Source organism: Hymenobacter seoulensis (assembly GCF_054780535.1).
The window spans coordinates 342,260-365,182 of record NZ_BAAGWD010000004.1 but is presented as its reverse complement, the minus strand read 5'-3'; the positions used below and the strand labels follow the sequence as shown (position 1 = coordinate 365,182).

Annotated in this window: 23 protein-coding genes; 8 read left to right on the top strand and 15 right to left on the bottom strand. The window is 53.2% G+C overall.

The window, feature by feature from the left end; genetic code table 11:
• Positions 1 to 9: 9 nt before the first annotated feature.
• The 5 genes from ACYVHC_RS17500 to ACYVHC_RS17480 all read left to right on the top strand — a co-directional run bounded on the left by ACYVHC_RS17500 (position 10) and on the right by ACYVHC_RS17480 (position 5,674).
• Positions 10 to 531, top strand: a complete 522-nt coding sequence (locus tag ACYVHC_RS17500; protein WP_460615084.1) for an ExbD/TolR family protein — start codon at positions 10 to 12, stop codon at positions 529 to 531.
• Positions 528 to 1,358 carry an energy transducer TonB gene (locus ACYVHC_RS17495; protein ID WP_460615083.1) on the top strand — a complete coding sequence of 277 codons (831 nt, stop codon included), beginning with the start codon at positions 528 to 530 and terminating at the stop codon, positions 1,356 to 1,358. The genes ACYVHC_RS17500 and ACYVHC_RS17495 overlap by 4 nt, the downstream gene beginning before the upstream one ends.
• Positions 1,359 to 1,686: 328 nt before the next feature.
• Positions 1,687 to 2,502 (top strand): energy transducer TonB, encoded by an 816-nt coding sequence (locus ACYVHC_RS17490; RefSeq protein WP_460615082.1) that lies wholly within the window; start codon positions 1,687 to 1,689, stop codon positions 2,500 to 2,502.
• Between the two features lie 485 nt (positions 2,503 to 2,987).
• Positions 2,988 to 4,004: a PstS family phosphate ABC transporter substrate-binding protein gene (locus tag ACYVHC_RS17485; RefSeq protein ID WP_460615081.1), complete on the top strand. Its 1,017-nt coding sequence runs from the start codon at positions 2,988 to 2,990 to the stop codon at positions 4,002 to 4,004.
• 47 nt (positions 4,005 to 4,051) lie between these two features.
• Positions 4,052 to 5,674, top strand: coding sequence for a tetratricopeptide repeat protein (locus ACYVHC_RS17480; protein ID WP_460615080.1), 1,623 nt, complete (start codon positions 4,052 to 4,054; stop codon positions 5,672 to 5,674).
• An 81-nt stretch (positions 5,675 to 5,755) separates the two neighbouring features.
• Here ACYVHC_RS17480 and ACYVHC_RS17475 read toward each other — a convergent pair whose 3' ends face one another.
• The 15 genes from ACYVHC_RS17475 to ACYVHC_RS17405 form a co-directional block, all read right to left on the bottom strand.
• The gene (locus ACYVHC_RS17475; RefSeq protein WP_460615079.1) at positions 5,756 to 6,850 is read right to left on the bottom strand and encodes an RluA family pseudouridine synthase; all 1,095 of its coding nucleotides are present in this window, start codon (positions 6,848 to 6,850) and stop codon (positions 5,756 to 5,758) included.
• 163 nt (positions 6,851 to 7,013) lie between these two features.
• Positions 7,014 to 7,646 carry an OmpH/Skp family outer membrane protein gene (locus ACYVHC_RS17470; RefSeq protein ID WP_460615078.1) on the bottom strand — a complete coding sequence of 211 codons (633 nt, stop codon included), beginning with the start codon at positions 7,644 to 7,646 and terminating at the stop codon, positions 7,014 to 7,016.
• A gap of 45 nt (positions 7,647 to 7,691) precedes the next feature.
• Entirely contained in the window at positions 7,692 to 8,375 is a 684-nt protein-coding gene (locus tag ACYVHC_RS17465) for an OmpH/Skp family outer membrane protein (RefSeq protein ID WP_460615077.1), read from the bottom strand.
• A gap of 40 nt (positions 8,376 to 8,415) precedes the next feature.
• Positions 8,416 to 10,947, bottom strand: a complete 2,532-nt coding sequence (gene bamA, locus ACYVHC_RS17460) for an outer membrane protein assembly factor BamA (RefSeq protein ID WP_460615076.1) — start codon at positions 10,945 to 10,947, stop codon at positions 8,416 to 8,418.
• A 9-nt stretch (positions 10,948 to 10,956) separates the two neighbouring features.
• Positions 10,957 to 11,703, bottom strand: a complete 747-nt coding sequence (locus tag ACYVHC_RS17455) for an undecaprenyl diphosphate synthase family protein (RefSeq protein ID WP_460615075.1) — start codon at positions 11,701 to 11,703, stop codon at positions 10,957 to 10,959.
• A 180-nt stretch (positions 11,704 to 11,883) separates the two neighbouring features.
• A complete protein-coding gene (gene porG / locus ACYVHC_RS17450) occupies positions 11,884 to 12,645 on the bottom strand; it encodes a type IX secretion system protein PorG (protein ID WP_460615074.1) in 762 nt (253 codons plus the stop codon).
• Between the two features lie 42 nt (positions 12,646 to 12,687).
• A complete protein-coding gene (locus tag ACYVHC_RS17445) occupies positions 12,688 to 13,569 on the bottom strand; it encodes a DUF6089 family protein (protein ID WP_460615073.1) in 882 nt (293 codons plus the stop codon).
• A gap of 126 nt (positions 13,570 to 13,695) precedes the next feature.
• Positions 13,696 to 14,589 carry a diacylglycerol kinase catalytic domain-containing protein gene (locus ACYVHC_RS17440; protein ID WP_460615072.1) on the bottom strand — a complete coding sequence of 298 codons (894 nt, stop codon included), beginning with the start codon at positions 14,587 to 14,589 and terminating at the stop codon, positions 13,696 to 13,698.
• Between the two features lie 38 nt (positions 14,590 to 14,627).
• Positions 14,628 to 16,094, bottom strand: a complete 1,467-nt coding sequence (locus ACYVHC_RS17435) for a BamA/TamA family outer membrane protein (protein ID WP_460615071.1) — start codon at positions 16,092 to 16,094, stop codon at positions 14,628 to 14,630.
• Between the two features lie 13 nt (positions 16,095 to 16,107).
• Entirely contained in the window at positions 16,108 to 16,785 is a 678-nt protein-coding gene (locus ACYVHC_RS17430) for a CBS domain-containing protein (RefSeq protein ID WP_460615070.1), read from the bottom strand.
• A 164-nt stretch (positions 16,786 to 16,949) separates the two neighbouring features.
• On the bottom strand, positions 16,950 to 17,726 hold the full coding sequence (locus ACYVHC_RS17425) for an alpha/beta fold hydrolase (protein WP_460615069.1): 777 nt from the start codon (positions 17,724 to 17,726) through the stop codon (positions 16,950 to 16,952).
• A gap of 4 nt (positions 17,727 to 17,730) precedes the next feature.
• Positions 17,731 to 18,348: an anthranilate synthase component II gene (locus ACYVHC_RS17420; RefSeq protein ID WP_460615068.1), complete on the bottom strand. Its 618-nt coding sequence runs from the start codon at positions 18,346 to 18,348 to the stop codon at positions 17,731 to 17,733.
• Positions 18,349 to 18,432: 84 nt separating this feature from the next.
• On the bottom strand, positions 18,433 to 18,954 hold the full coding sequence (locus tag ACYVHC_RS17415; protein WP_460615067.1) for a CvpA family protein: 522 nt from the start codon (positions 18,952 to 18,954) through the stop codon (positions 18,433 to 18,435).
• A gap of 113 nt (positions 18,955 to 19,067) precedes the next feature.
• On the bottom strand, positions 19,068 to 19,532 hold the full coding sequence (locus ACYVHC_RS17410) for a GatB/YqeY domain-containing protein (protein ID WP_460615066.1): 465 nt from the start codon (positions 19,530 to 19,532) through the stop codon (positions 19,068 to 19,070).
• Between the two features lie 66 nt (positions 19,533 to 19,598).
• Positions 19,599 to 20,615, bottom strand: a complete 1,017-nt coding sequence (locus tag ACYVHC_RS17405) for a hypothetical protein (RefSeq protein ID WP_460615065.1) — start codon at positions 20,613 to 20,615, stop codon at positions 19,599 to 19,601.
• 78 nt (positions 20,616 to 20,693) lie between these two features.
• Between ACYVHC_RS17405 and ACYVHC_RS17400 the strand changes: the two genes are divergently transcribed.
• From ACYVHC_RS17400 to ACYVHC_RS17390, 3 genes are all read left to right on the top strand, one after another.
• Entirely contained in the window at positions 20,694 to 21,407 is a 714-nt protein-coding gene (locus ACYVHC_RS17400) for a pyridoxine 5'-phosphate synthase (protein WP_460615064.1), read from the top strand.
• A gap of 72 nt (positions 21,408 to 21,479) precedes the next feature.
• The gene (mnmH, locus tag ACYVHC_RS17395) at positions 21,480 to 22,532 is read left to right on the top strand and encodes a tRNA 2-selenouridine(34) synthase MnmH (RefSeq protein WP_460615063.1); all 1,053 of its coding nucleotides are present in this window, start codon (positions 21,480 to 21,482) and stop codon (positions 22,530 to 22,532) included.
• Positions 22,522 to 22,911, top strand: coding sequence for a VOC family protein (locus ACYVHC_RS17390; RefSeq protein ID WP_460615062.1), 390 nt, complete (start codon positions 22,522 to 22,524; stop codon positions 22,909 to 22,911). The genes mnmH and ACYVHC_RS17390 overlap by 11 nt, the downstream gene beginning before the upstream one ends.
• Positions 22,912 to 22,923: the final 12 nt, after the last annotated feature.

Sequence of the window (22,923 nt, the reverse complement as noted above, 5' to 3'; positions counted from 1 at the left end):
CGCACAGACATGGCAGAAATACAACAACAAGCTGACTCCGGTAAAGGAGGTAAGAAGCGGGCCAAAAAAATGTCGACCAAAATCGACATGACCCCCATGGTTGATTTGGCCTTCCTGCTCCTCACCTTCTTCATGCTCACGACTACATTCAGCAAGCCTACCGTAATGGAAGTGGCTATGCCTGTGAAGCCGAAGCCTACTGATCCGGAGCCCCCAGCAATTAAGGCTTCGAATGCCCTAACCTTGCTGTTAGGTGAGAACAACAAGCTGTACTATTACGACGGCCTGCTGAGTAGCACTACCAAACCTGAACTAAAACTTTCCGGTTACGATGCCAATGGCATCCGGAAGGTGCTACTGCAGCGCAGAAGCAACAAGGATCTGGTGGTACTGATCAAGCCCGACGAAAAGTCCAACTACAAGAATATGGTCGATATTCTTGATGAGATGAACATCACCGAGACTAAAAAGTACGCGTTGGTGCCCATTGCCAAACCTGACCAAGAACTCATTAAATCTTCTGGATTATGATGGACAACGCACAGTTGGCCAATGCTTCCCTCGACGATATCGTCTTCGAGGGTCGCAACAAGGCCTATGGAGCCTACGTCATCCGGCGGGTATATGGTAAGCACGTAACCAGAGCAGTTCTTATCGCAATTGCCATCTTCGCTGTCATGATTGCTTTCCCTTTGGTGGCACGCATGATGAAGAAAGAAGAGGTGGTTGTTGATGATAAAATGCTCAAAGTAAACCAGCTTGAGGCTCCCCCGCTGGATGCTACCAAGCCGCCACCACCACCACCGCCGCCACCAGACGCACCGCCGCCACCACCGCCAAAGCTCTCCACGGTTAAATTTGTACCGCCCGTCATCAAAAAGGACGAAGAGGTACAGAAGCAGGAAGAAATTCCTGACCAAGAAGAGCTGAAGGATAAGGTTGTAGCAAACGAGACTGTGAAAGGCAACACCGACAACCCAGCAGACCTTGCTGGATTGGAACCCGGTGAAGGCACGAAAGCAGTTGAGGAGGTTGTAGAAACCAAGCCATACACGTACGTAGAACAGATGCCGGTATTCCCCGGTGGACAAGAAGCGCTACTGCAGTACATTGCCAAGAACATTAAGTATCCGGCAATGGCCCTGCGTAACCAAGTGGAAGGCCGCGTTTTTATCAAGTTTGTAGTAGGTCCTGACGGAGCGGTTACAAACGTGGAAGTGCAGAAAGGTATTGGTGCCGGTTGCGACGAAGAGTCGATGCGGGTAATCAAAAACCTACCTCGCTTCACTCCTGGTAAGCAGAATGGCCGTGCTGTATCAGTGTACTACACTGTTCCGGTAACCTTCGCTATCAAATAGTACGGTTAGCAACTCAGTTGCTACCATCTTAAACCCCGAATCGGATACTCTCTGGTTCGGGGTTTTGCTTTATATCCTTTTCGGCCCTAGTAATTCCTAGGTTCTTTCTTCTGATCAAGTAGGACCCGCTTAGAGGAAAAAAGGATGGTAGTAGCTGTGGCTTCTTTCTGTTATCTGCTTAAGGATAAAAAATATAGTCGGCGCGCATACTATCGCATTCCGATATAGCGTTTACTTGTTGAAAGCCGGCAGGAAATAAGGATAGAGGCGGAAGCAGGCTTGGAAATTAGGTACTGAATCGCATTCCGTTCACTTAATCCTATATCCCATGACCGCAGCCGCACACACCTCCCTCCCCTCTCTCGATGATATCGTTTTCGAGGGACGCAATAAGGCCTATGGAGCCTATGTATTGCGGAAAGTATATGGCCGTCATATTGTAACGGCGGTACTGATTTCAACTTCCTTAGCAGCTTTCCTGATAGCAGTGCCGTTGGCTATACAGCGGTTCTGGCCATCGGTTGTTGAGGCCGCTCCTTTGGTGGATTTAGGCGATGAGTCAGTTATTAAGCTGGAGGATGTAAGATTCGAGCAGCCAAAACCAGCAACTGCGGCGGCGTCTGCGGTAGCGCCTGCACCACGCCCTGCTACTCCAGTAAAGGTTGTACCCAATGATCAGGTGAAAGCAACGCCACCATCAACTGCACCTGAAACTACCGTCGATGGGCCCTCAATGGAAGGCCCAGTGGCCGCAGGGGATATGGAAGTTGGTGTGGGTGGTGGCAGCAGCCATGATACTGTTGAACTGCCTGCAGCACCTTCAGTAAACCAACCCTTTGTGCATGTAGAGGTGATGCCAGAATTTGCCGGTGGAGTAACTGCCTTAACAAAATACCTGCAACGTCAACTTCACTACCCCCCGCAAGCGCTTAAAGCGGGCGTAGAAGGCAAGGTTTACATTTCGTTTACGGTGAATGCCGATGGCAGCATTACCGATGTAGACGTGTTGAAGGGCTTGGGCTACGGCACTGATGAGGAAGCATCACGCGTGATTCGGCAGATGCCCGCCTGGAAACCTGGTTACCAGAACAATCATCCGGTTAGGGTACGTTACACGCTGCCTATCACCTTTCAGTATGAATAATTACTAAGTTCAAGCATCATTAACAGAGTGATTTTGCTTCGCAAAAACTGAAACACAACTGGCTTTAGACAGGCCAGTTGTGTTTCAGTTTTTGCATATAATTGCCCTAGCGAGCTATTCGAGGGAATTGAATAGATACAAATAGCACAACCTGTCTACCTACTTTCGCGTCATATATAAAAATCACTATTATGGCCTAGGAAGCCTAGATTTGGATGTAAATTGAGCCGATTCCAGAAAATCGAACAAAATTTCTGTGTTTTTGCGTTTAGTTTATAACCATCTGCTTTGAGTCTGCATGCTTGAACGACCTACTACTGAAGAACGGCTCGGGAACCGGAAGCCTTCTTCTCTGATCCGGTACTTTACCTTGATCATGTCGCTGCTGTACGCTGGCATAGGTGTTTATCTGTGGCTAGCCCCTGAAGGCGCCTTAAGCCTGCCCCTCACAGCCCGACGACTGCTGGCTACCGTCTTCGTATTTTATGGAATCATTAGATTTGTCCGCACATACCAGCAACATTTCAAAAAAAATCAGGATGCCGAGCTTTAAACAATGGGGAATCGGGACTTTGCTTGCAACCAGCGGCCTCGTGATGAGCTGCGGGAATAGCAACAATTCTGGTACCCAAGCTACTGACACGCCTACCAGTGGTAAGATCAGCATTGCGGTCGATGAGACGTTTGAGCCTATCCTGAAATCACAAGTCGACACCTTCCAAAAGCTTTATACCGGAGCCCAGGTACGGGCTGTGTACAAGCCGGAGATTGATGTCATACAGGCTTTCTTAGCCAGTGATAGTGTGCGGCTAGCTGTGGTAGCACGTGACCTAACTCCACAAGAGAAAAGCCGCTTAGAACGACTGAAGCTTGCTCCCCGCTCCCTGAAAATTGGGGTCGATGGGGTTGCCATTGTTGTGCACCCTAGCAACCCTGACTCTTTGCTGACAATAGCGCAGCTGAAGGGCATCTTCACGGGTCAGCAGCAGCAATGGTCTCAGTTGAATAGCAAGAATAAGACTGGGGACATTACGGTAGTGTTCGATAATAATAACTCCAGCACCGCTCGCTTTGTGTTGGATTCCGTTACCCGCGGGACTGCTCTGACTAACAGGGCCTTTGCATCCAAATCGAACCCTGCGCTACTAGATTACGTTGCTACTCATCCGAACGCTATTGGTGTAATTGGAGTGAACTGGATCAGTGACCAGGATGATGCCTCCGTACAGAAGTTTTTGAAGCGCGTCCGGGTAGTAGGTATCAGCCCCAAATCTTCGGGTTCTACTCCTGAAGATTACGTTCAGCCATATCAGGCTTATCTGGCTCAGAAAACATACCCTCTGCGCCGCGAATTATACGTTATCAGCCGAGAAGCGCGCGCCGGACTTGGCACCGGTTTTGCATCCTTCGTAGCAGGTAACAAAGGGCAGCTTATCATGCTGAAGTCAGGACTGATGCCGGCCACCGGCCAAGTCCGCCTCGTTGAAGTAAAGCCCCAGTAACCGTACTTTCCCTTTCCTAATACGCATTTCCACTAAACCTTTTGCTCATGAACCTCAAGCCCTGGAAGCTCACGCTCCTCGCTGCTTTGTCTGTTTCCGGCTCTGCCGCCCTTGCCCAAACTTCGGGTGCTCAAAAAGCCATTGAGTTGGAGCGTTACAGCGAAGCACGCGCTGCCCTACTCCGTCAGGGCCAGTCGAACGAAGCATCGTTTGAATTAGGCCGTTTGTATCAGCTGCGCGACATGCCTGATTCGGCTGCGTATTATTTTAATCGGGTCACGCTGGATAAAAAAGATCCGATGACCATGGTTGCCGCCGGGCGTGCTGCCTTGGCGCAAGGCAAAGCAGCCGAAGCTGAAATTCAGTTCGACAATGCTGTGAAAGCCTCGAAGGGCAAAGATGTGAAGGTGTTTACAATGATTGCTCAGGCCTATGCCGAGTCAGACATTAAGGACACTAGCAAAGCTTTGGCCTATGTAAGCGCTGGTGAAAAGCTGGCGAAAGGCAAGGACGATCCTGCGCTGATGATTGCGCGTGGCGACTTGTACCTGAAGTCGGAAACCGGCGGTGGTGAAGCTATGAACAGCTACGAGCGCGCTTCGCTTGCCGATCCAAACAATGCGCAGGCATATGTACGGAAAGGCCAACTGAACATGCGTGCCCGTACTTACAACGAAGCCAAAACCAATTTCGACAAGGCCATCAGCATTGATCCGAACTATGCTCCGGCTTACAATGCCTTGGCCGAGACCTACTACTTTGCTGGTCGCTACGATGACGCGTTGGCACAGTTTCAGAAGTATTCTTCCCTAGCAGAGAAATCTTCTACGACGGATGCCAAATACGCTTCGTTCCTCTATCTGACGAAGAAGTATCCTGAGGCACTGGTTGAGATTGAAAAGGTATTGGCTAAAGAGCCAAAGAACCTTACCATGAACCGTCTCAAAGCGTACACCCTGTACGAAACCGGCAAGAACGACGAGGCGCTGGCTGCTATGCAGCAATACATGCAGGCTGCTCAGGCTGAGAACAAAGTAATTACCGAAGACAACGTGTACTACGGTAAGATGCTCATCAAAGGCGGTAAGACCAGTGAAGGTGCTGCCATCATTAAGAAAGCAATTGACGCCGACCCCAAGAAGGCGCCTGAGTTGCAGAATGAGCTAGCCCAGGCTTACCTATCGGCCAAGGATTATCCTAATGCCATTATTGTTTACAAAGCCAAAATCAAGGCTAACAATGGTGCTGACCTCACGGATAAAGTATACCTAGGCCGGGCATATGAGATGAATGAGCAATTTGCTCAGGCTGATAGCCTATACGGCGTTGTTCTGACAGAGCGCCCAACGTATGTACCTGGCTACCAGATGCGTGCTCGTGCCAATGCCAACATCGATAAAGACTCGAAGAAAGGCTTGGCTAAGCCATACTACGAGAAATACATAGAAGTAGCAGGAGCCTCTGCGGATGCCGCTAAGTACAAGACTGGCCTGATTGAGGCCAACAAGTACCTTGGCTACTACTACTATCAGAAGGGTGATAAGACCTCTGCCCTGCCCTACTGGCAGCAGGCGCTGGCGCTGGATCCCAATGATCAGCAGGCTAAAACGGCCATTGCCGAGATTACAAAGCCTAAAGCTGCCCCTAAGGCTGCCGTCAAGCGCAAGTAGTTTTCAGCAGTAGTCTGATCAGAATTCAAAAGCCCCCTACTGTGGTAGGGGGCTTTTGCTGTTTTAAGGACCTAGGAAGCGTTACTCTTCGTTACTTGTGTACTTGTCCCATTCTGCTAGCACGGTTGCAAAATCGAGGGGTAATTCGGCTTCAAACTGCATGTGTTCGCGCGTGACGGGATGCTCAAACCCTAGGGACTTTGCATGTAGCGCCTGCCTAGGCATAAGGGCCAGCAATTTCTCTGCAAACGTCTTGTAAGCACCCGTGCGCTGGCCATACACAATCTTATCGCCGCCATACGTAGCATCACCAAACAAAGGGTGCCCAATATGCCTCATATGCACCCTGATCTGATGCGTACGTCCCGTTTCCAGATTACACTGGAGCAAGGCTACCTTACCAAAAGAGCGCAACACTTTATAGTGCGTTACGGCGTGCTTTCCATGGTCGCCTTCCGGGAAAACAGACTGCACCTTCCGGTCCTTCAAACTACGGCCTACGTTGCCACGAATAGTCCCGGTTTCTTCTTTGGGTACGCCCCACACTAACGCCAAATAGGTGCGCTCAATGGTATGATGGAAAAACTGGTTAGACAGATGGGTCATGGCCCACTCGGTTTTACCCACTACCAGCAGCCCGGAAGTATCCTTATCGATACGATGCACCAATCCTGGCCGTATTTCGCCATTGCGCCCTGTTGGCAGGTTCTGCAAGTGATGAGCTAGCCCATTAACTAATGTGCCATGCCAGTTACCAAACGCCGGGTGCACTACCAGGCCAGCCGGCTTATTCACAATGAGCAGTTCGGCATCCTCGTAGCGGATGTCCAAATCCATGGGCTCAGGCAATACCCGAAAGTCAATCGGCGGCTCAGGTAGCGTGACGGTAATAACATCAAACGGCTTAACGCGGTAGTTAGACTTTACGGGCTGGTCGTTTACTTGCACAGCCTCGGCTTTAATAGCCGCCTGAATACGGGTGCGCGACGTGCTATGCAGCCGATTCAGCAAGAATTTATCTAGCCGTAGCAGTACCTGGCGTTTGTCGGCACGGATGCGGTGGTGCTCATATAGCTCATCACCTTCATCCGTTTCTTCCTCCTCCGGCTCAGTGGGGTCAGAGGGTGGCAGGTAGGTAGGCAAATGTGCAGTAACTTCTTCTTCAGGCTCCAACATAAAGCACACAAAAGCAGCAAAGGTTAATTTTCAGGCTGACTAAGGCTGTAGCCACCAACGACCCTAGTCGGTCGCCAAGGCTGACAGGCGTCTATAAAACAGCAACAGCCGAGGCATAGGCCTCGGCTGTGCAGTGAATACGGGCAATGCCGCGTATATCAGATTACTTCTTGGTCTTCGTCTTGGTTTTTGAAGCAGCCGGAGCTGCGGAAGTAGCAGCCGGAGCGGAAGCCGCAGGCGTGCTGATTTTGGCAGCAGCTGCACCAGGCGTGATACCCATTTTCTTCAGCACCAGGTCCGACACGTCACCTTCTTTGGGACCGTGCAGCAACACTGGGCTAGCGCCATCAGAGTTCAGAATGTAGGTGTAGCCGTTTTCCTCAGCTACAGCATCAATGTTCTTCTGGAGCTTGTCCAGCGCTGGCTTCAGCAGTGCTTGCTGCTTTTGCTGCAAAGAGGTCTCTGCGTTCTGCTGAAACTCCTGAATTGACTGCTGCAAGTTCTGCAGTTCTTTCTGCTTATCGGCACGAACTGGGTCAGACATGGCCGTAGCACCTTTCTGGAAAGCATCAGCTTTCGTCTGGAACTCGCTGTATTTGGTATCGAGCTGGTTTTTAAGCTGAGCGCTGTAGTCTTTCAACTGCGACTCAATTTGCTTGCTCTCGGGCATCTGGCTCAGCACGTACTCCACGCTGGTGTACCCGATTTTCAGCGGTGCGGCCGTCTGGGCCATCGAAACCGTAGCCGTGGTGAAAGTAAGGGCGGCAGCAGCCAGCGCAACGCGGAATTTGTTCATGGTGGTCATCAAAAAGGGAAATATCAGAGAGTTAGATGCGCAAAGTTAGTTTTTTCGTGTTGCCGGACGCGTAGTAGTGCGGGTCGGCTGCTTGGTACGGGCAGGAGCAGGCTCATCGTCTACAGCAGCGCTTCCTGCAGGCGCCTGTGGGGTGGTCACCGTCCGGACAGCTCCTTTTTGGGCGGGCTGGTTACGGTCTTCGGAGGCCAAGCCTAACTCTTCCAACACAAACTCCGTGTAATCGTGCACAGGGTTAGTATAGAGCATGGTCAGGTCGCCGGACTTATCAAAGACGATGGCCAGTTGTTTTTTCTTAGCCACTTTTTCAATGGCTTCAAACACCTGATCCTGTACCGGCTTAGTTAGCTCCTGGCGCTTCTTAAAGAGCTGGCCTTCAAAGCCGAATATCTTGTTCTGATAATCCCGAATGTCCTGCTCCTTCTTCAGAATCTCATCCTGCCGCTTCTTCTTCATCGGCTCTGTAAGAACCACTTCTTCGGCCTGATAATTCCGGTAGAGCTTATCTAAGTCTTTTTTCTGACTCTCGATATCTTTTTGCCAGTTGCTGGAAAGCGTATTCAGTTCCTGTTGGGCTTGGGCATACGCAGGGAGCTTGCTCATCAGAAATTCTGAATCGACATAGCCGAACTTCTGCGCCAGCAGGGTTTGCGGCAAAAACACCCCTAGCAACAGCATGGCAGCTGCTACCCACGAAAACATCTTGTTCATAGTAAAAAAAGATGAAGTGCTGCCGGCCGCACCGCCGGGCTTAACGGAGCTGCTGACCAATGATAAAGTGGAATATGCCCTTCTGCTGGTTCTGACCGGTGCCAGGACCCGGCGGTATTTTGTCGAAGCCCCAGCCGTAATCAAAGCCTAGCAAACCGAATGCCGACATGAAAATACGGGCGCCTACACCAGCTGATCGGTACAGTTTATAAGGGTTGTAATTACTGTACGTTTCAAAGGAGTTGCCTGCCTCAGCGAAGCTAAGTACATACACCGTCGCGGCCGGGTTCAGGCTGACCGGATACCGCATTTCCAGCACAAACTTGTTGTACGCAACGCCACCCGTAGAAGACTGGCGAGAAGCCGGTAGCGAGTTGGGGTCATTGGGGTCAGCATAGCCACGCAGACCGATGTATTCAGTACCGGCTAGGAAGTTAGCAGAGCCGCCGTACCCTAGTCCGGAGCCGCCCAACTTAAAGCGTTCAAAAGGACCGATCTGGCGGCCGCCTCCGTAGCTGCCAATAAAGCCGAAGTGGGCGCGGGTATTCAACACCAGCTTGCCTACCACCGGCGAGAACCACGAGGCATCAAACATCCATTTGTGGAATTCAACCCACTCATTCACATTTGGGTGCGCCCCCGGAAATACAGAGTAAGGAGGCGTCAGGTTAACGCTCAAGGCCAACGATGAACCACGCCGCGTGAACGTTGGGTTGTCGATGCTGTTTCGGGCTAGGGTTGTGTTGAAGGTAATGTTGTTAGCATTACCCGTTCCGCCCGCGAAGAATGCCTCAAAGCCAGGGTACTTGTTGAGCTTATACTGCGTTACCGATAAGGCATTGCTCAGCGTGAAGTAGTCATCAGGCCACCGCAGACGACGGCCTAAGCTTACGCTACCTCCATTGGTTTTAAGGAAGCTTCCGGTAGACGCATCGAAGTTAGTACCGATGCGGTAGATGGTTTTGGTTAAACTCACCGACAGCGAGTTCGGCTTACGCCCACCCAGCCAGGGCTCCGTGAAGGAGAAGGAATAAGCTTGGTACTGCAAGCCGTTCGCTTGTACGTTCAGCGCCAGACGCTGTCCATCACCTGAGGGAACCGGCGTCCAGTTACGCAGCGTACCAGCTTTCCGCAGGGAGAAGTTGTTAAACACTAGGCCCACTGTACCGATAAAGCCGGCATATCCACCCCAGCCTCCAGAGAGAGTAATCTGGTCGGAGGGCTTTTCTTCAACGGTATAGTTGATATCCACCGTACCATCAGCCTGATTCGGCACGGGGTTCAACCCAATTTTTTCGGGGTCAAAATAGCCTAGCGTAGCAATTTCGCGCTGGCTACGGATCAGCTGTTCACGGCTGAATTTGTCGCCGGGCAACGTGTACAAGGCCCGCCGAACCACGTGGTCCGAGGTCTTGGTGTTACCTGCAATATTTACATCCTTAATACGAGCCTGCACACCCTCCGTCACGCGCATCTCAATATCAATTGAGTCGCCTTCGACTTTAGTTTCAACTGGTTCGATCTGGAAGAAGAGGTAGCCGTCGTTCATATAGAGCGAGGTTACGTCTTGGCCGGTCGGGTTATAGTTCAGGCGCTTATCCAGCGTTTCTTTACTATACACACTACCCTCCTTAATGCCCAGAACCGATGCCAGCGTGCGGTCATCGTAGAGGTAATTACCCTTCCAGCTGATGTTGCGGAAGTAATACTTGGGGCCCTCATCAATCTTAATGGTCAGGCGCAACGCATCACCAACCCGCTCCAGCGTATCCGACAACACAGTCGCGTCGCGGTAGCCTTCGCTGTTGTAGAAGTCGAGGAGCTTTTGCTTATCGTCAGAAAACTCCTTCGGCTGAAACTTACCGGAGTTGAAGAGCTTCGGAAACTTCTTTTCCTTCGTTTTCTTCAGTTTGCCCTTGAGCTTGCTGTCTGAATACGCGGAATTGCCTTCAAAGACGATGTCATTAATCTTGATCTTCGAGCCTTTGTCAACGTTGATGTTCAGGACAACGCTATTCGAAAGCGACGAATCCGGCAGCTGCGTAATATTGACCTTCGCGTCTAGGAAACCCTTATTGGTATAGAACTTCCGCACCTGCGAGCGAGTATTGCTCAGCAGCGCATCCGTCACCACTTTGCCCCGGATCAGCTTGATCTTGTTTTTCAGTTCATCAGCTTGGCCCTTGCCAATGCCCGAGAACTCAAATTTGGATAGCCGGGGCCGCTCCTTCAGATTAAAATCCAAGAAAATTCGCGTACCCTCGGTGCGGGCAATGCTTACGCTTACATCTCCCAATATGCCCTGATCCCAGAGCCGGCGGATAGCCTTACCAATTTCCTCCCCCGGAATGGTAATAGGGTCGCCTATTTTTAACCCAGTCAGGCCAATAAGCGTATTAGGATCCAGGTAGCGCGCACCACTGACCGTGACGCCGCCCAACGTATACCGTTGTGGTTGCTCACCAGCTGCCGTGGCAGGCTGCGTTTGCGCCAGAAGTGTGCCAACCGGAGCTGCCCCTAGAGTTAAGGCAAGAGCAGCGGCCGGAAGTATTTTATGGTAGGAAGAACTCATGTTCTGAGATTACGAAACGGTTAGCTGCTCACTGGTTTTTCCAAACCGACGCTCGCGCTGCTGATAGGCCCGCAAGGCGTCGTAGAAATGCTCCCGACGGAAATCAGGCCACAGCAGCTCTGTAATAAACAATTCAGTATAGGCCAGCTGCCACAGCAAAAAATTGCTGATGCGCTGTTCACCACTCGTCCGGATTAGCAAGGCTGGGTCCGGTATACCCGCGGTGGTAAGGAATCCAGCAATTGTCTGCTCCGTTATCTGCTCTGGCTGCAGACGACCGGCAGCCACCTCAACGGCCATGCGCTGCGAAGCCTGCGTCAGATCCCAGCGGCCACTGTAGCTCAAGGCTAATATCAGTGTGGTGCGGGTGCCACCTTTGGTAAGCTCAATGGCCTCCGCCAGCTCCTTTTGGCAAGATTTCGGTAGGTTTTCAATCTGCCCGATAGCCTGCAGCCGAATGCTGTTCTTGAGCAGTGTAGGCGTTTCCTGCCGAATGGTGTGCACCAAGAGTTGCATAAGTGCCATCACCTCGTGCGCCGGCCTCGACCAGTTCTCGGTGGAGAAGGCATATAAGGTTAGGTACTGCACACCTACCTCGGCGGCTGCCTCCACAGTTTCGCGCACCGCCGTAATGGCGCTTTGGTGCCCGAAAATGCGTAGGCCACCCTTCTGCTTGGCCCACCGGCCATTACCATCCATGATAACAGCTACGTGGGCAGGAATATTCTGGGAATCTATCTCGGACCGGACGGCCATTGGTACTTTTTGCGTAAAGAGGCCGCAAGTTACGCAAATGGTTGCATTCCCCTCTGCCTGATAATCAGTTGTGCTTGGCTGCTAAAATACGAACAGCCCTCCGCATTTAGTATGCGAAGGGCTGTGAACCGCTAAACAATCCGGCACTTCGTTTAGTAAAGGCGGCTAGTGCCGCCTTTACTACTCCTTCCTGCCCTTTTCCATATTCTTATCGGGGCAGCGAATTTTATAGAACGTGTACGAAACACTCACGCCGTTATAGAAATACCAGTCCTGATCGTGTGGATTACCACGTACCTCATCCTGGCTCCCAGACGATGGCAAGTCTTTCCCATAGCCATCCAACTTATCCGTGAATGTTTTCCTAGCCCCTGCTTCCAAGCCAAGGTTCCAATGCTTCGACAAAGCATACTTCAAGCCAAGGCCAGCAGGTATTGCTACCCCAAAATTTCCTTGGTACTCTCCTGAGTTACCGCCTTCTACTCCCATTTTGGTATGGGCATAAAATCCAGCCACTCCCACAAATACATACGGAGTAAGATGGACTTTGTCGTGCCGGTCGTGGTAGTCGAAGAAATTATACTCCATCACCCCCGACACTTCTAACAAGCTACCTTTCATATAGGAGTTCCGATAAGCAGCCAAAGGGGCTGGAGTACCGTTCACACCTTTCACAGTCTGGTCAGTAGCCCGCAGCATTCCGCCCGTTAGGCCTGCTCGCAGAGTTACCGGGGCGGAAATGTCTTTCCGATAGAAAGCCGTGAAGGCCGGGCGGTTGTTGCGGAATTGATACGAAGGAGACAACTCGCCTTTGTATGTGAGTCCGCCTAATCCTACGCCTATTTCGCTGGTATTTTGGGCGGTTGCGGTAGGGGCAAAAAAAACACTCCTCACCGGCAGCAAGCCGATCAGGAGTGTTTTGAAGAGAGTCGATTTGGTCATCAGACTGACTGTTGGTGAAATATAACAGCCAGTTGCTGCTGGCTATCGGAATTTGGGGCTTCTTACTCGCGGAGCGAGGATATAGTTTAGCGATACACCCAATGTAGTGTACCAATCTTTCTCATTGCTCTTACCACGCTGGTAGCCGCTCTGGTTTTCGCGGTTCCAAGTACCTGGGAAGTTACGAGTGATATCCCAGCCGAAGTACTGAGCATCACCAGCAGCTAAATCATTTCTCGAGCTAACGTAGTCGGTGCTTACATCGTCTAAGTAGTCAGTAAATGTTTTGCGGAAGCCTAGCTCCAAGCCAATGTCAAACTGACGGTTGAGCTTGTACCGGGCACCAGCGCCGAAAGGAATTACAAATTGACCCAGGCTATACGCGCTAGACTGACCTTCAGTACGCAATGGCTGAAGAGCAACATAGTCACCGCTGGCGTTCAAGCCCTTAGGATTGTGACGAATTACGCCTACACCACCAAACACGTATGGAACGAAATCAGGGCGTTTGATATAGTTGTTCCGGTTTTCGATCAGGTCGAAGATACCTGTAGCGGCAAACTCCAGAATGTCATTCCGGAAGTTCATGTTACGGTTGTAACGGAATTTTGCGTCACCATCGTTCTGATCAGCTGCTTTAGAGTCCTCGCCCGTGATGCGGCCGTATGACAAAGAAGCACGTGCAGAAACACGTGGAGTGAAACGACGGGTGAACGTTAGACCTAAGTTAGGACGGGTAGCACCGGCACGAAAGCTAGGAATGCTAGGTTTAGGTGTGATGTCGCCGAAGTAGTTCATGGCGTTCAGGCTCACACCTACGGAATTGTATTGCTTCCGCTTGCTGAACTGCTGCGCACTGGCCTCAGACGCCACCAGCGCAAGGACTAGTAACAGGGCAATAGTGTGGGTGAAGAGTTGCTTCATATTAAGCGAATGTTAAAAATATTGCGATTTCGGAGGCGAACAAAAGTGTATGGACACGGTCGCAGGTAGCGACAAAAGTAGCAGATGCCGTGAACTTTAAAAACAATTAATAGAAAAACCCTATGCTCAAACAGGTATCCCAGCAGGGTTCCGGCGGTCCAGGCCCCAGTTCAATTTGCTACGCAAGGTACTTAGGAAGTTAACATGATTAAGCTTTACTAGGCGAGCGTTAAAGTTTTCGCGGCGAACCGCAATCTGAATTCCGGCTTCTACTGTCATTGACCGCGAGTCGAGAGAAAGCAAGAAATTATTGCTTCTACCTTCAATCTCGAAGGAAATCACACTCCGGTCTGACACGATTAGGGGCCGCACGTTCAGATTGTGGGGACATACGGGAGCTATGATAAAATTGTTTGTTTGAGGCAGCATAACTGGTCCGCCACAGCTTAGCGAATAGCCCGTTGAACCTGTGGGTGTAGCCACAATCAGCCCATCGGCCCAGTAGGAATTCAAGTACTCGCCATCGATATAGGTGTGGACCACAATCATGGAAGAGGTATCCCGTTTCAGGATACTGAACTCATTGAGGCCGAAGTTGATACTACCAAATGTATCGGGATCGGTATCAACCCGGATTAGGCTTCGGTCTTCGAGTACAAAGTGCCCCTTGAACAGCGCATCAATGGCCGGCCCAATTTTGTCTGGAGAAATGGTAGCAAGAAATCCGAGACGCCCTGTATTGATGCCTAGGATGGGAATTTGCATGGCGCCCACATGCGTGACAGTGTCCAGTAGAGTCCCATCACCACCGATGCTGAGCACAAAGCGGGTACCTGCCAATGAGTCGCCGCGGCGGAAGGTGGTGATGCAGTCCGGTAGCTGTATATGCTGGCTTAAGTACTCATAAAAAGATTCTAGTATGCTTACCTCTGCCTGACGACGAATCAAATCGTCAATCATATCCTGCAGAAAAGCGGTTTGATGCTCGCTGAAAGGCTTACCCAGAATGGCAATTTTCATAACAAAAACGTAACCCGGCCAAAGCCGCGAGAAAGAACTCAGATGGGAAACTGAGTGCGAAAAAAGAAACCACCTTGTCGCTGAAGAGTCTGAGCGTACTCTAGGGTCAAGACCCAGTCGTAGTAAGTAACTAGGTGCAACGCTAGGCCTGCTGAAGCCAGCAACCGATTGGGAAGGCTGTTAGTCTCAATAACGATTGGCTGCCGGACGTAACCCATATCTACAAAAGTATTTAAATAAAATACCAGTGGTATGGTGTTGAACCGACGACTACGCAGGCCATTGATTTGCAGTTGGCCTACATCCAAGAGCCGGTACGTGAGCCCTTGTTGCAACAGCCCGAAGTGCTGTCCTTCCACCACATATCGGTCATAGCCGCGCACAAGTACATCGTAGCCAAAGGCCCTACTATCGAGGTACGAAAGCTGACGAGAAAAACGCATCTGCCCTAGTGCACCAACACTATAGTAGAAGGGGCCACCTAGGGCCATATACCGGGCGTACCGGCCACGCAGGGTGATAATATCTGGACTGCCGCTGGTTAAGAAAGTGCGGTATGAGAGCGTAGCCTGGGCAAACTGCCCGGTAAGGGGGTAAGCGAAGGTGTTGCGCTGATTTAAGGTGCTAGTAAGGCTGAAATCAAGGTACCGGCGCTGGGAGGCATGCAGAAAATACGTTGGATTATAGTACCGTACGGAATCCGATATTCGCTCCTGGTGGTAGGAAATATCTAGCGCCGTAAGGTGCTGCACTGTCCGGCGCCAGCGCAGGCCGGCCGTAGCATATTGCCGCTCAATAGGAAAATCATTCTCCTGGCGCAGGTTCCGAAGCTGGTCGTTGGCAGTAGTATAGTCGAGCGCGTGACTACGGTAGTAGGAATAGCCGCCCCCGAACCCAATACGCCGCTTTTGGCCGTAGCCGGGCGCTTCATAGAACAGCTCGTATTTGCGGTTGAAGCCTAGCTGCAAATTGGCCAGCAACTGCTCGTTGCGGCCCCGGAAGTTGCGGCGAACGAGGTGCAGGCCGTAATCTACGCGCTGCCACCGGTCGGGCCGGTCAAGCCAGGAGCGAAAGTTGCGGTCGGCCAGGGACAGGATAGGCACTGGGAATGTATACCAGCGCTCTTGCAGGCTGTAGAGGATAGTCAGCTCTCCGTTGCGACAAACCGCCTGGACGAGTACTTGATGAAAGAGCTGCAGATTGAACAGTCGCCGCCGGTTCAGCTCCAACCTGCGGGCAAGCGCCTCGGCTGGCATAGTGTCGCCTTCCCGGAAATCCAGCTCGGCCCGCAACACCGGCTCCTTGGTGACTTTGTTGCCTACAAACAGAATGCTGGCAACCCGCAGCGTGGTGTAGCCGAGGCACTGCACCTGCAGCAGGCTGTCAGTGGTGGCGCGGCGCACGGAGTCGGGGATTACTACCGCGCTGGTAGGAGGAAGTGGTAAGTTGGGGGGAGTTGACGCCGGAAACAGACCTAGCAGCAACGTCAGTAAGCAAATCAGCACTACAGCAACGGGCTCAAATGTTGAGGTAGCGCAACAAGGCGCTGTAGCGTTCTTGTTCGTCTTCGCCTACCTCCTCAGTACCGCTGAACTGCGCCGTAATAGAATAGCCAAACCGCTCCAGCGTGGCAATAATGCGGGTAATATTGGGCGTATTGAGTTTAAGCGTAAGGCGAATCCTATACGGATCATGCTCATCCTGCGCCACATGGGAGCTGATGATTTTGGCGTTGTTCTCTTCTACGTAACGGCTGATTTGGGTAAGCGAGTAGTCACGCTCCTCCATGGCCAGTACAATAATGCCTTGCTGATGGCTGGCAACGGGTACTTTCCCAAAAGCCGCCAGCGTATCACTAATGGTTACCACGCCCAGATATTCATGCTGGTCATCCAGGACGGGCACCAGCTGGATTTTATTTTGTACGGCCAGCTCGATAATGTTGTAGAAATGCTGGTCCCGCTGCACATGCACGTTACCATATTTCAGCGCCATCTTGCCTAGCTCCTGTTCGGTGGCTTCCTGGTCCAGCAGGTCGGCCTCAGTGATAAGGCCTAGGTACTGGCGGTTGTTGAGAACGGGCAGCTGGCTCACGTGAAACTCATCCAGCCAACGCGCCGCCTTCTCGGTTGAGTCGGTCGCTTTCAGCGGCGGAATCATTTGATTCAGTAGATCTTCGGCAATAATAGAGTTCATCAGAAACAGCCAGATAGCAGAGCGAAAGGAAGCCAGTGGGGCACTATAAGCGCCAGGACCAAAGGAAAGTTTTTCTGGTACTACTTACGTACTAACTAGCCGTAAGGGCGGCACCACTAGGTCAATAGTTGCACCCAACCGATGAAGGCCCAGTTTCGGCTGCCTTAGCTCTCAACCGGCAGGCTAGTGCGCACCAGAAACTGTTGGAGCAGGTGGTTGAACTCAGCGGGGCGCTCCATCATGGGTGCGTGCCCGCAGTGGTCCAGGAAACGCAGTTCCGAGCCGCGGATCAGGCGGTGAAACTCGTGCGCAACCATCGGGGGGGTGATAGTATCGTTCAGGCCCCACACCAGAAGCGTAGGTACCCGAATGTTGTGGAGCTCCTTGCTTAAGTTGTGCCGCTGGGCTGATCGCGCAATACTAATGATGCGCAGGCACTTGGCATTAGAATTCGTGACGCTGAACACTTCATCTACCAGCTCTTGGGTAGCTACTGCCGGATCATAAAAGGTGTAGGCTACGCGCTCCTGCACGTAGGCATAATTACCGCGCTTGGGGAAAGAGCCGCCCATGCTGTCTTCAAACAGGCCGCTGCTACCCGTAAGGACCAAGCGCGCTACCTTGGTTGGGTTGCGCAACGTGAATACAAGAGCAATATGCCCGCCCAAAGAGTTGCCCAATACCGTTGTAGCTTCGGAGAGGCCGATTTCTGCCAGGAAGTCTTCTACAAAGCCCACCAGGCCTGGCACGCCGGCCTTCAGCAACGGCATATCGTAAATAGGAAGCAGCGGGATGATGACGCGGTGGCTTGAGCTGAACTTCGCTACCACGTCGTGCCAGTTGCTGAGGGCCCCAAAAAGGCCATGCAGCAGCAGCAGCACCTCGCCGGTGCCTTCATCTACGTATTGAAATCCGTTTTTTTCCTTGATCTGCAACTCCATTGTCTCAGGATATAGTCAGACCGGTTGGGCTAGCCGGATCGGTCTGTGCAATGATACAATTCTTCACCCAATTGCCTAGCAATGCCAATCCATACGGAGTTAGCAGGGCTTCGGGGTGAAACTGCACGCCATATAGCGGCAGCGTGCGGTGACGAAGCGCCATTAGCTCGGCGGTGGCGTCGGCCGTAACCGCTAGGGCACTTAACGTGGGCGGCAGCTCTTTTAGCACAAGCGAGTGGTAGCGCGTAACCGGCATATGCGCCGGCAGCCCGGCCCACAACGCATCGGGCTCTGTCCAGCTTACTTCCGAGACTTTCCCGTGCATGGGCTTTGCACTGCGCACAAGGCTAGCCCCAAAAAACTCACCAAGCGCCTGATGACCAAGGCATACGCCCAGCATGGGCACCTGCCGATGATACCGCGCAATTACCGCTGGCATATTACCGGCGGCCGCCGGCGTGCCTGGCCCCGGCGACAGTACAATGGCATCAAACGGCTCCTGTTCCAGCTGCGGTAAGGCTACATCATTGCGCCGTACCAGCACTTCGCACCCGAGCTGCTGAAAGTAATCCAGCAGGTTATAGGTAAACGAATCGAAATTATCGAGCAGTAACAGACGCATAAGTGGTAGAGTAAGGCAGCCCAGAAACACGTCAGCAAGGCCAGCAAAGGCTTCCTCGCACTATTTCAGGCTTCTTGCCCTTGTCTAAAATACTTGCCGCAGCTTTTCCAGCAAGGTATCGGCAAAAGGCATTACGAAGCCGACAATGCTCAGAGCCACGGGCGTAGCCTCACGCACCACGGGCAGCACCTGTGACTCGGCCAGTAGCTGAGGCGAAATCAGCTGCAATCCCGCCATACCAATACCGTGTAGCAGCAAGCTCAGGCCAAGCACCCATTTCAATACGCCGCTTACGGCCCCGCCTATGCTATCCAAAACCCCTAGCGGTGTCAGGTGCACGGCTGTCCGGATAAAGTTACTGAGCAGATGCACGCCCCACACAATGGCCGCAAACACCAGCACGAACGCCACCAGCGGCAACATACCGAAGGCCTCGCCAACGTAATGGCGTACCAGCGGAATAGCATCATTCAGCAATACCAGCCCGCCTATTACCCCGAGCACAAAGGCCAGCAATGAGGCCACCTCCAGCACTAGTCCGCGGCGGTAACCTTTTACGGCACCAATACCGAGCGGAATTAGCAGGAGAATATCAAAAGCGGACATGCGTAATGCGGAAGAAAGCACCCAAGCCGGCGCCGTACGGGGTTTGCTGTTCGGTTTGCCCTAGGCCACCCAGACCATCAAACCCCATGCGACGCCGGCTGAGTTGTACGCTTTTAGAGGTTAGTGTTGTTGAGCAGGTTGTTGACGGCCTGCGAAATCTGGCGGCCATCGGCCTGGCCTGACAGCTCGCGGGCTGCTACCCCCATTACCTTGCCCAAGTCGGAAGGGCCGGTGGCACCTACGCGCTGGATAATGTCAACCAGCTTTTCTACCAAATCAGCCTCGGAAAGTTGCTGGGGCAGGTATTCTTCAATGATGGCAAGCTCTGCCAGCTCAATTTCCTCCAGATCGGAGCGGAACTGCTTCTGGTACATCTCGGCGGCCTCGCGGCGCTGCTTAGCCGATTTGGTCAGTAGTTTCAGCTCGGCCTCGCTGGTGAGGGCTGCGCCGTGCTGTCCTTCGGCAGTTTCGGCCAGCAGAATCTGGGATTTAATGCTGCGCAAAGCCGTCAGGCGTACTTTGTCTTTGGCCAGCATAGCCTTTTTTATATCGGCGTCGATGATTTCTTTCAGGACCATAGTCAGGAGGGATAATGAAGGTGCAAGATTACAGTTTTTTAAGGCAACAAGCCCCTTTCTCTACCCTCAGGCCAATGCCAAAGCCTGGCGGAAAGCAGCGGGCTGATCAACGTAAAGCGCCAACTGCCGCACCGGCCGGCTGATTCCGTACGGCCCGGCGGCCAGAAAAGGCTGCTCGAGAGTAAGCAATACGTTGGGCGGGGTAAGCAGCGGACCTGCCAAGTTAAGCAAGCCCACCGCTGGCTTCGGTGCATCTATGAGGGGTTGGCACGCTGTAATGGCAGAAGCCGGCAGGCGCACGAGCCAGAAAAATCCTGTCCGCAGCACTAGCTCCTGGTTTTCAGTAAACCGGATGGGCCGCAACCGCACGGCCCGGCTATGAGCCAGCAGCAACATCAGCCCATACAGGTGCAGCGCCAGCCCAATCCACGCGGCCGTGGGGCTCCAGCGCACCAGCAATACATGAGCGGCGCCCATTTCTGCCACTGACAGCAAGCCGACAGTAGCCATGGTGGCGGTGAAAGCCGACTCGCGGTACGAGGTAAACACGGTGTCGGGGGCATCTACTTCTGGCCGAGCACGCCAGCTCAGCAGTGCATAATAAAACAGGCTGATTTCCGACACGAAAACTCCCATGACCCGCCCAAACACGCTGCGGAAAGCCGTAGTAAGGTTGGCTACTACATCAATATCTGTAAGGCGAGCCGCCAGGTAAGCTTGGCGCAGGCGGCGCAGGTTTACTAGGGCCATAGCCAGAGCAAAGACCTCTACCCCTGCCAGCGCCCGCGAGGCCAAGTGCACATATTGCTGCTGCGGCACCGGAATCAGCCAGGTAGCTAGGGCCACCGCGGCCACAAACGCCCCTACCACCGACGTAGCCGGCAGCTGGTAGGGCCGCACCACCAACCAGTAGTACAACAGCGGCAACCCCAGCAGCACATCAGCGGAAACCGCCGCAGGCAGCAAGGGCCTACCAGTGAACTCAGGCCGTCGGATTACTAGCAACTCCACTCCTACCACCGCCAGCACCAGCAGGCAGAAGAACACAGCAGGGCGCCAACGAATAGTAGAGGTGATGGTCATGATGAAAAACTGAAAAGAGCGGCTGGTGGTTTAGGTGCGTATCTTTGACAATGTACCACCCCTCAGCCCGCCTTTCTAATGACGAAGCTTAGTGTAAACATAAATAAAATAGCCACCCTGCGGAATGCACGCGGCCATAACCGCCCCGATCTGCTGCAAGCCGCTCGCGACTGTGAGCGATTTGGAGCCCAAGGTATTACGGTGCATCCGCGGCCCGATGAGCGCCACATTCGCTACCAGGATGTGCGCGACCTGAAAAAGGTGGTGACCACGGAGCTGAACGTGGAAGGCAACCCCACGCCAGATTTCATGGATTTGGTGCGCGAGGTGCGACCCGAACAGGTTACGCTGGTGCCCGATGCCCCCGATGCCATTACCTCCAATGCCGGTTGGGACACCTCCAGGCACCAGGAGTACCTGCAGGATATAGTAAAGGAGCTGAAAGGATTGGGTGCTAGGGTCAGCATTTTCCTAGACCCCGTACCGGAACTGGTTCGGGCAGCCGCTAGCACCGGCACCGACCGGATTGAGTTGTACACGGAGGAATATGCCCGCCAGTTTCATGCCGGGCGCGAAGCGGCCATCCGGCCCTACCGCGAAGCCGCTGAGCTAGCGCAGCAGTTGGGCCTAGGCCTGAACGCTGGCCACGACCTCGACCTCGACAACCTAGCGTACCTGCACCAGAACTTACCTGGCTTGGCAGAGGTTAGCATCGGGCACGCCCTGATTTGTGATGCCCTGTACCTGGGGCTCGAGAATACCATTCAGCTGTATCGGCGGCAGCTGCAGTAAGGCGCTGGCTTCCCGGCCGCTTTCTTTCCTTTTTTCCTGACCGGGCCAACTGCCTTCCAGTCCTTTCCTTCTATGCCTCGTCTTTCCCTTCCTGACTTTCTGCAAGGTCCTTCTGATATTCCCATTCTGGATGTACGCGCTCCTGTTGAGTACGCCCAAGGGCATATCCCGGGGGCACTCAGCTTTCCGTTGTTTTCTGATGAGGAACGCGCCAGCATCGGAACCACCTACAAGCAAATAAGCCAGGACCGGGCCGTGCTGCTAGGCCTCGATTTTTTTGGGCCCCGCATGAGCCAGATGGTAAAGCAGGCCCAGAAGCTGGCCCCGCACAAACAAGTGCGCGTGCATTGCTGGCGCGGCGGTATGCGCAGCGGTGCCGTGCTGTGGCTGTTGGAGCTGGCTGGCTTTCAAGTGAACCTGCTCGATAAAGGCTACAAAGATTACCGCCATTGGGCCTTGGCACAGTTTGCCACAACTCGCCCGTTGTGGGTACTAGGCGGCCTTACTGGCTCGGGCAAGACAGATGTACTGCATGCCCTGGCCGCGCGCCAGCAACCTGTGCTGGATCTAGAAGGACTAGCCAGCCACAAAGGCTCTGCCTTTGGCAGCATTGGCCAGAGCGTCCAGCCTACGCAGGAGCAGTTTGAGAACAATTTGGCCCTAGTACTAGCGGCCTTGCCCGTAGCTGCGCCTGTTTGGGTAGAGGATGAAAGCCGCACCATTGGCAGCATTCATGTGCCGCCGCCGCTGTTTGCCCAGTTGCGGTCGGCCCCGCTGGTGGTGCTGGAAATTCCAAGAGAGCTTCGCGTGCGCAAGCTGGCCGAAGAATATGGCCGCCACGATCCGGCGGCCCTGGCTACTAGCGTGCTACGCATCCGCAAGCGCCTAGGCGGCTTGATAACCAAAGAGGCCCTAGCAGCTATTGGCGAAGACGACATGGAAAAGATGGTGAGCCTGGTGCTGGATTATTACGACAAAACGTACAGCCACGGCCTCGATGACCGCTCCGTAGTGCGCGTGCCCTCCACTACCTGCGACCCAGATGTGAATGCAGAGCTGGTGCTGGAGGCCGCAACCAAGGCCGGCTTGTCGGCTCTACCTCAGCCAGCCACGCATGGTTCCTAAGCTACGGGTAGCCCGGCCTACCAACAACTTGCAGGCGCTGCTCCGTTTTTACCGCGACGGGCTGGGCCTGACGGTACTCGGCTCCTTTACCAACCACGATGGCTTTGATGGCCTAATGCTGGGGCACCCGCAGGCGCCGTATCATCTGGAGTTTACTTCGCAGCGCGGCTATACGGCCGTTGGGGTGCCGTCGGCAGAGCACCTGCTGGTGTTTTACGTACCCGATGCCGATGAGTGGCTACTAGCCGTGAACCGAATGCGGGAAGCAGGCTTTGAGTCGGTTTCGGCTCACAATCCGTACTGGAATCAGCACGGAGTTACTTTTACTGACCCCGATGGCTACCGCGTGGTGCTTCAGCAAGCCGCCTGGGATTTCTAAACTTTTGCCTCT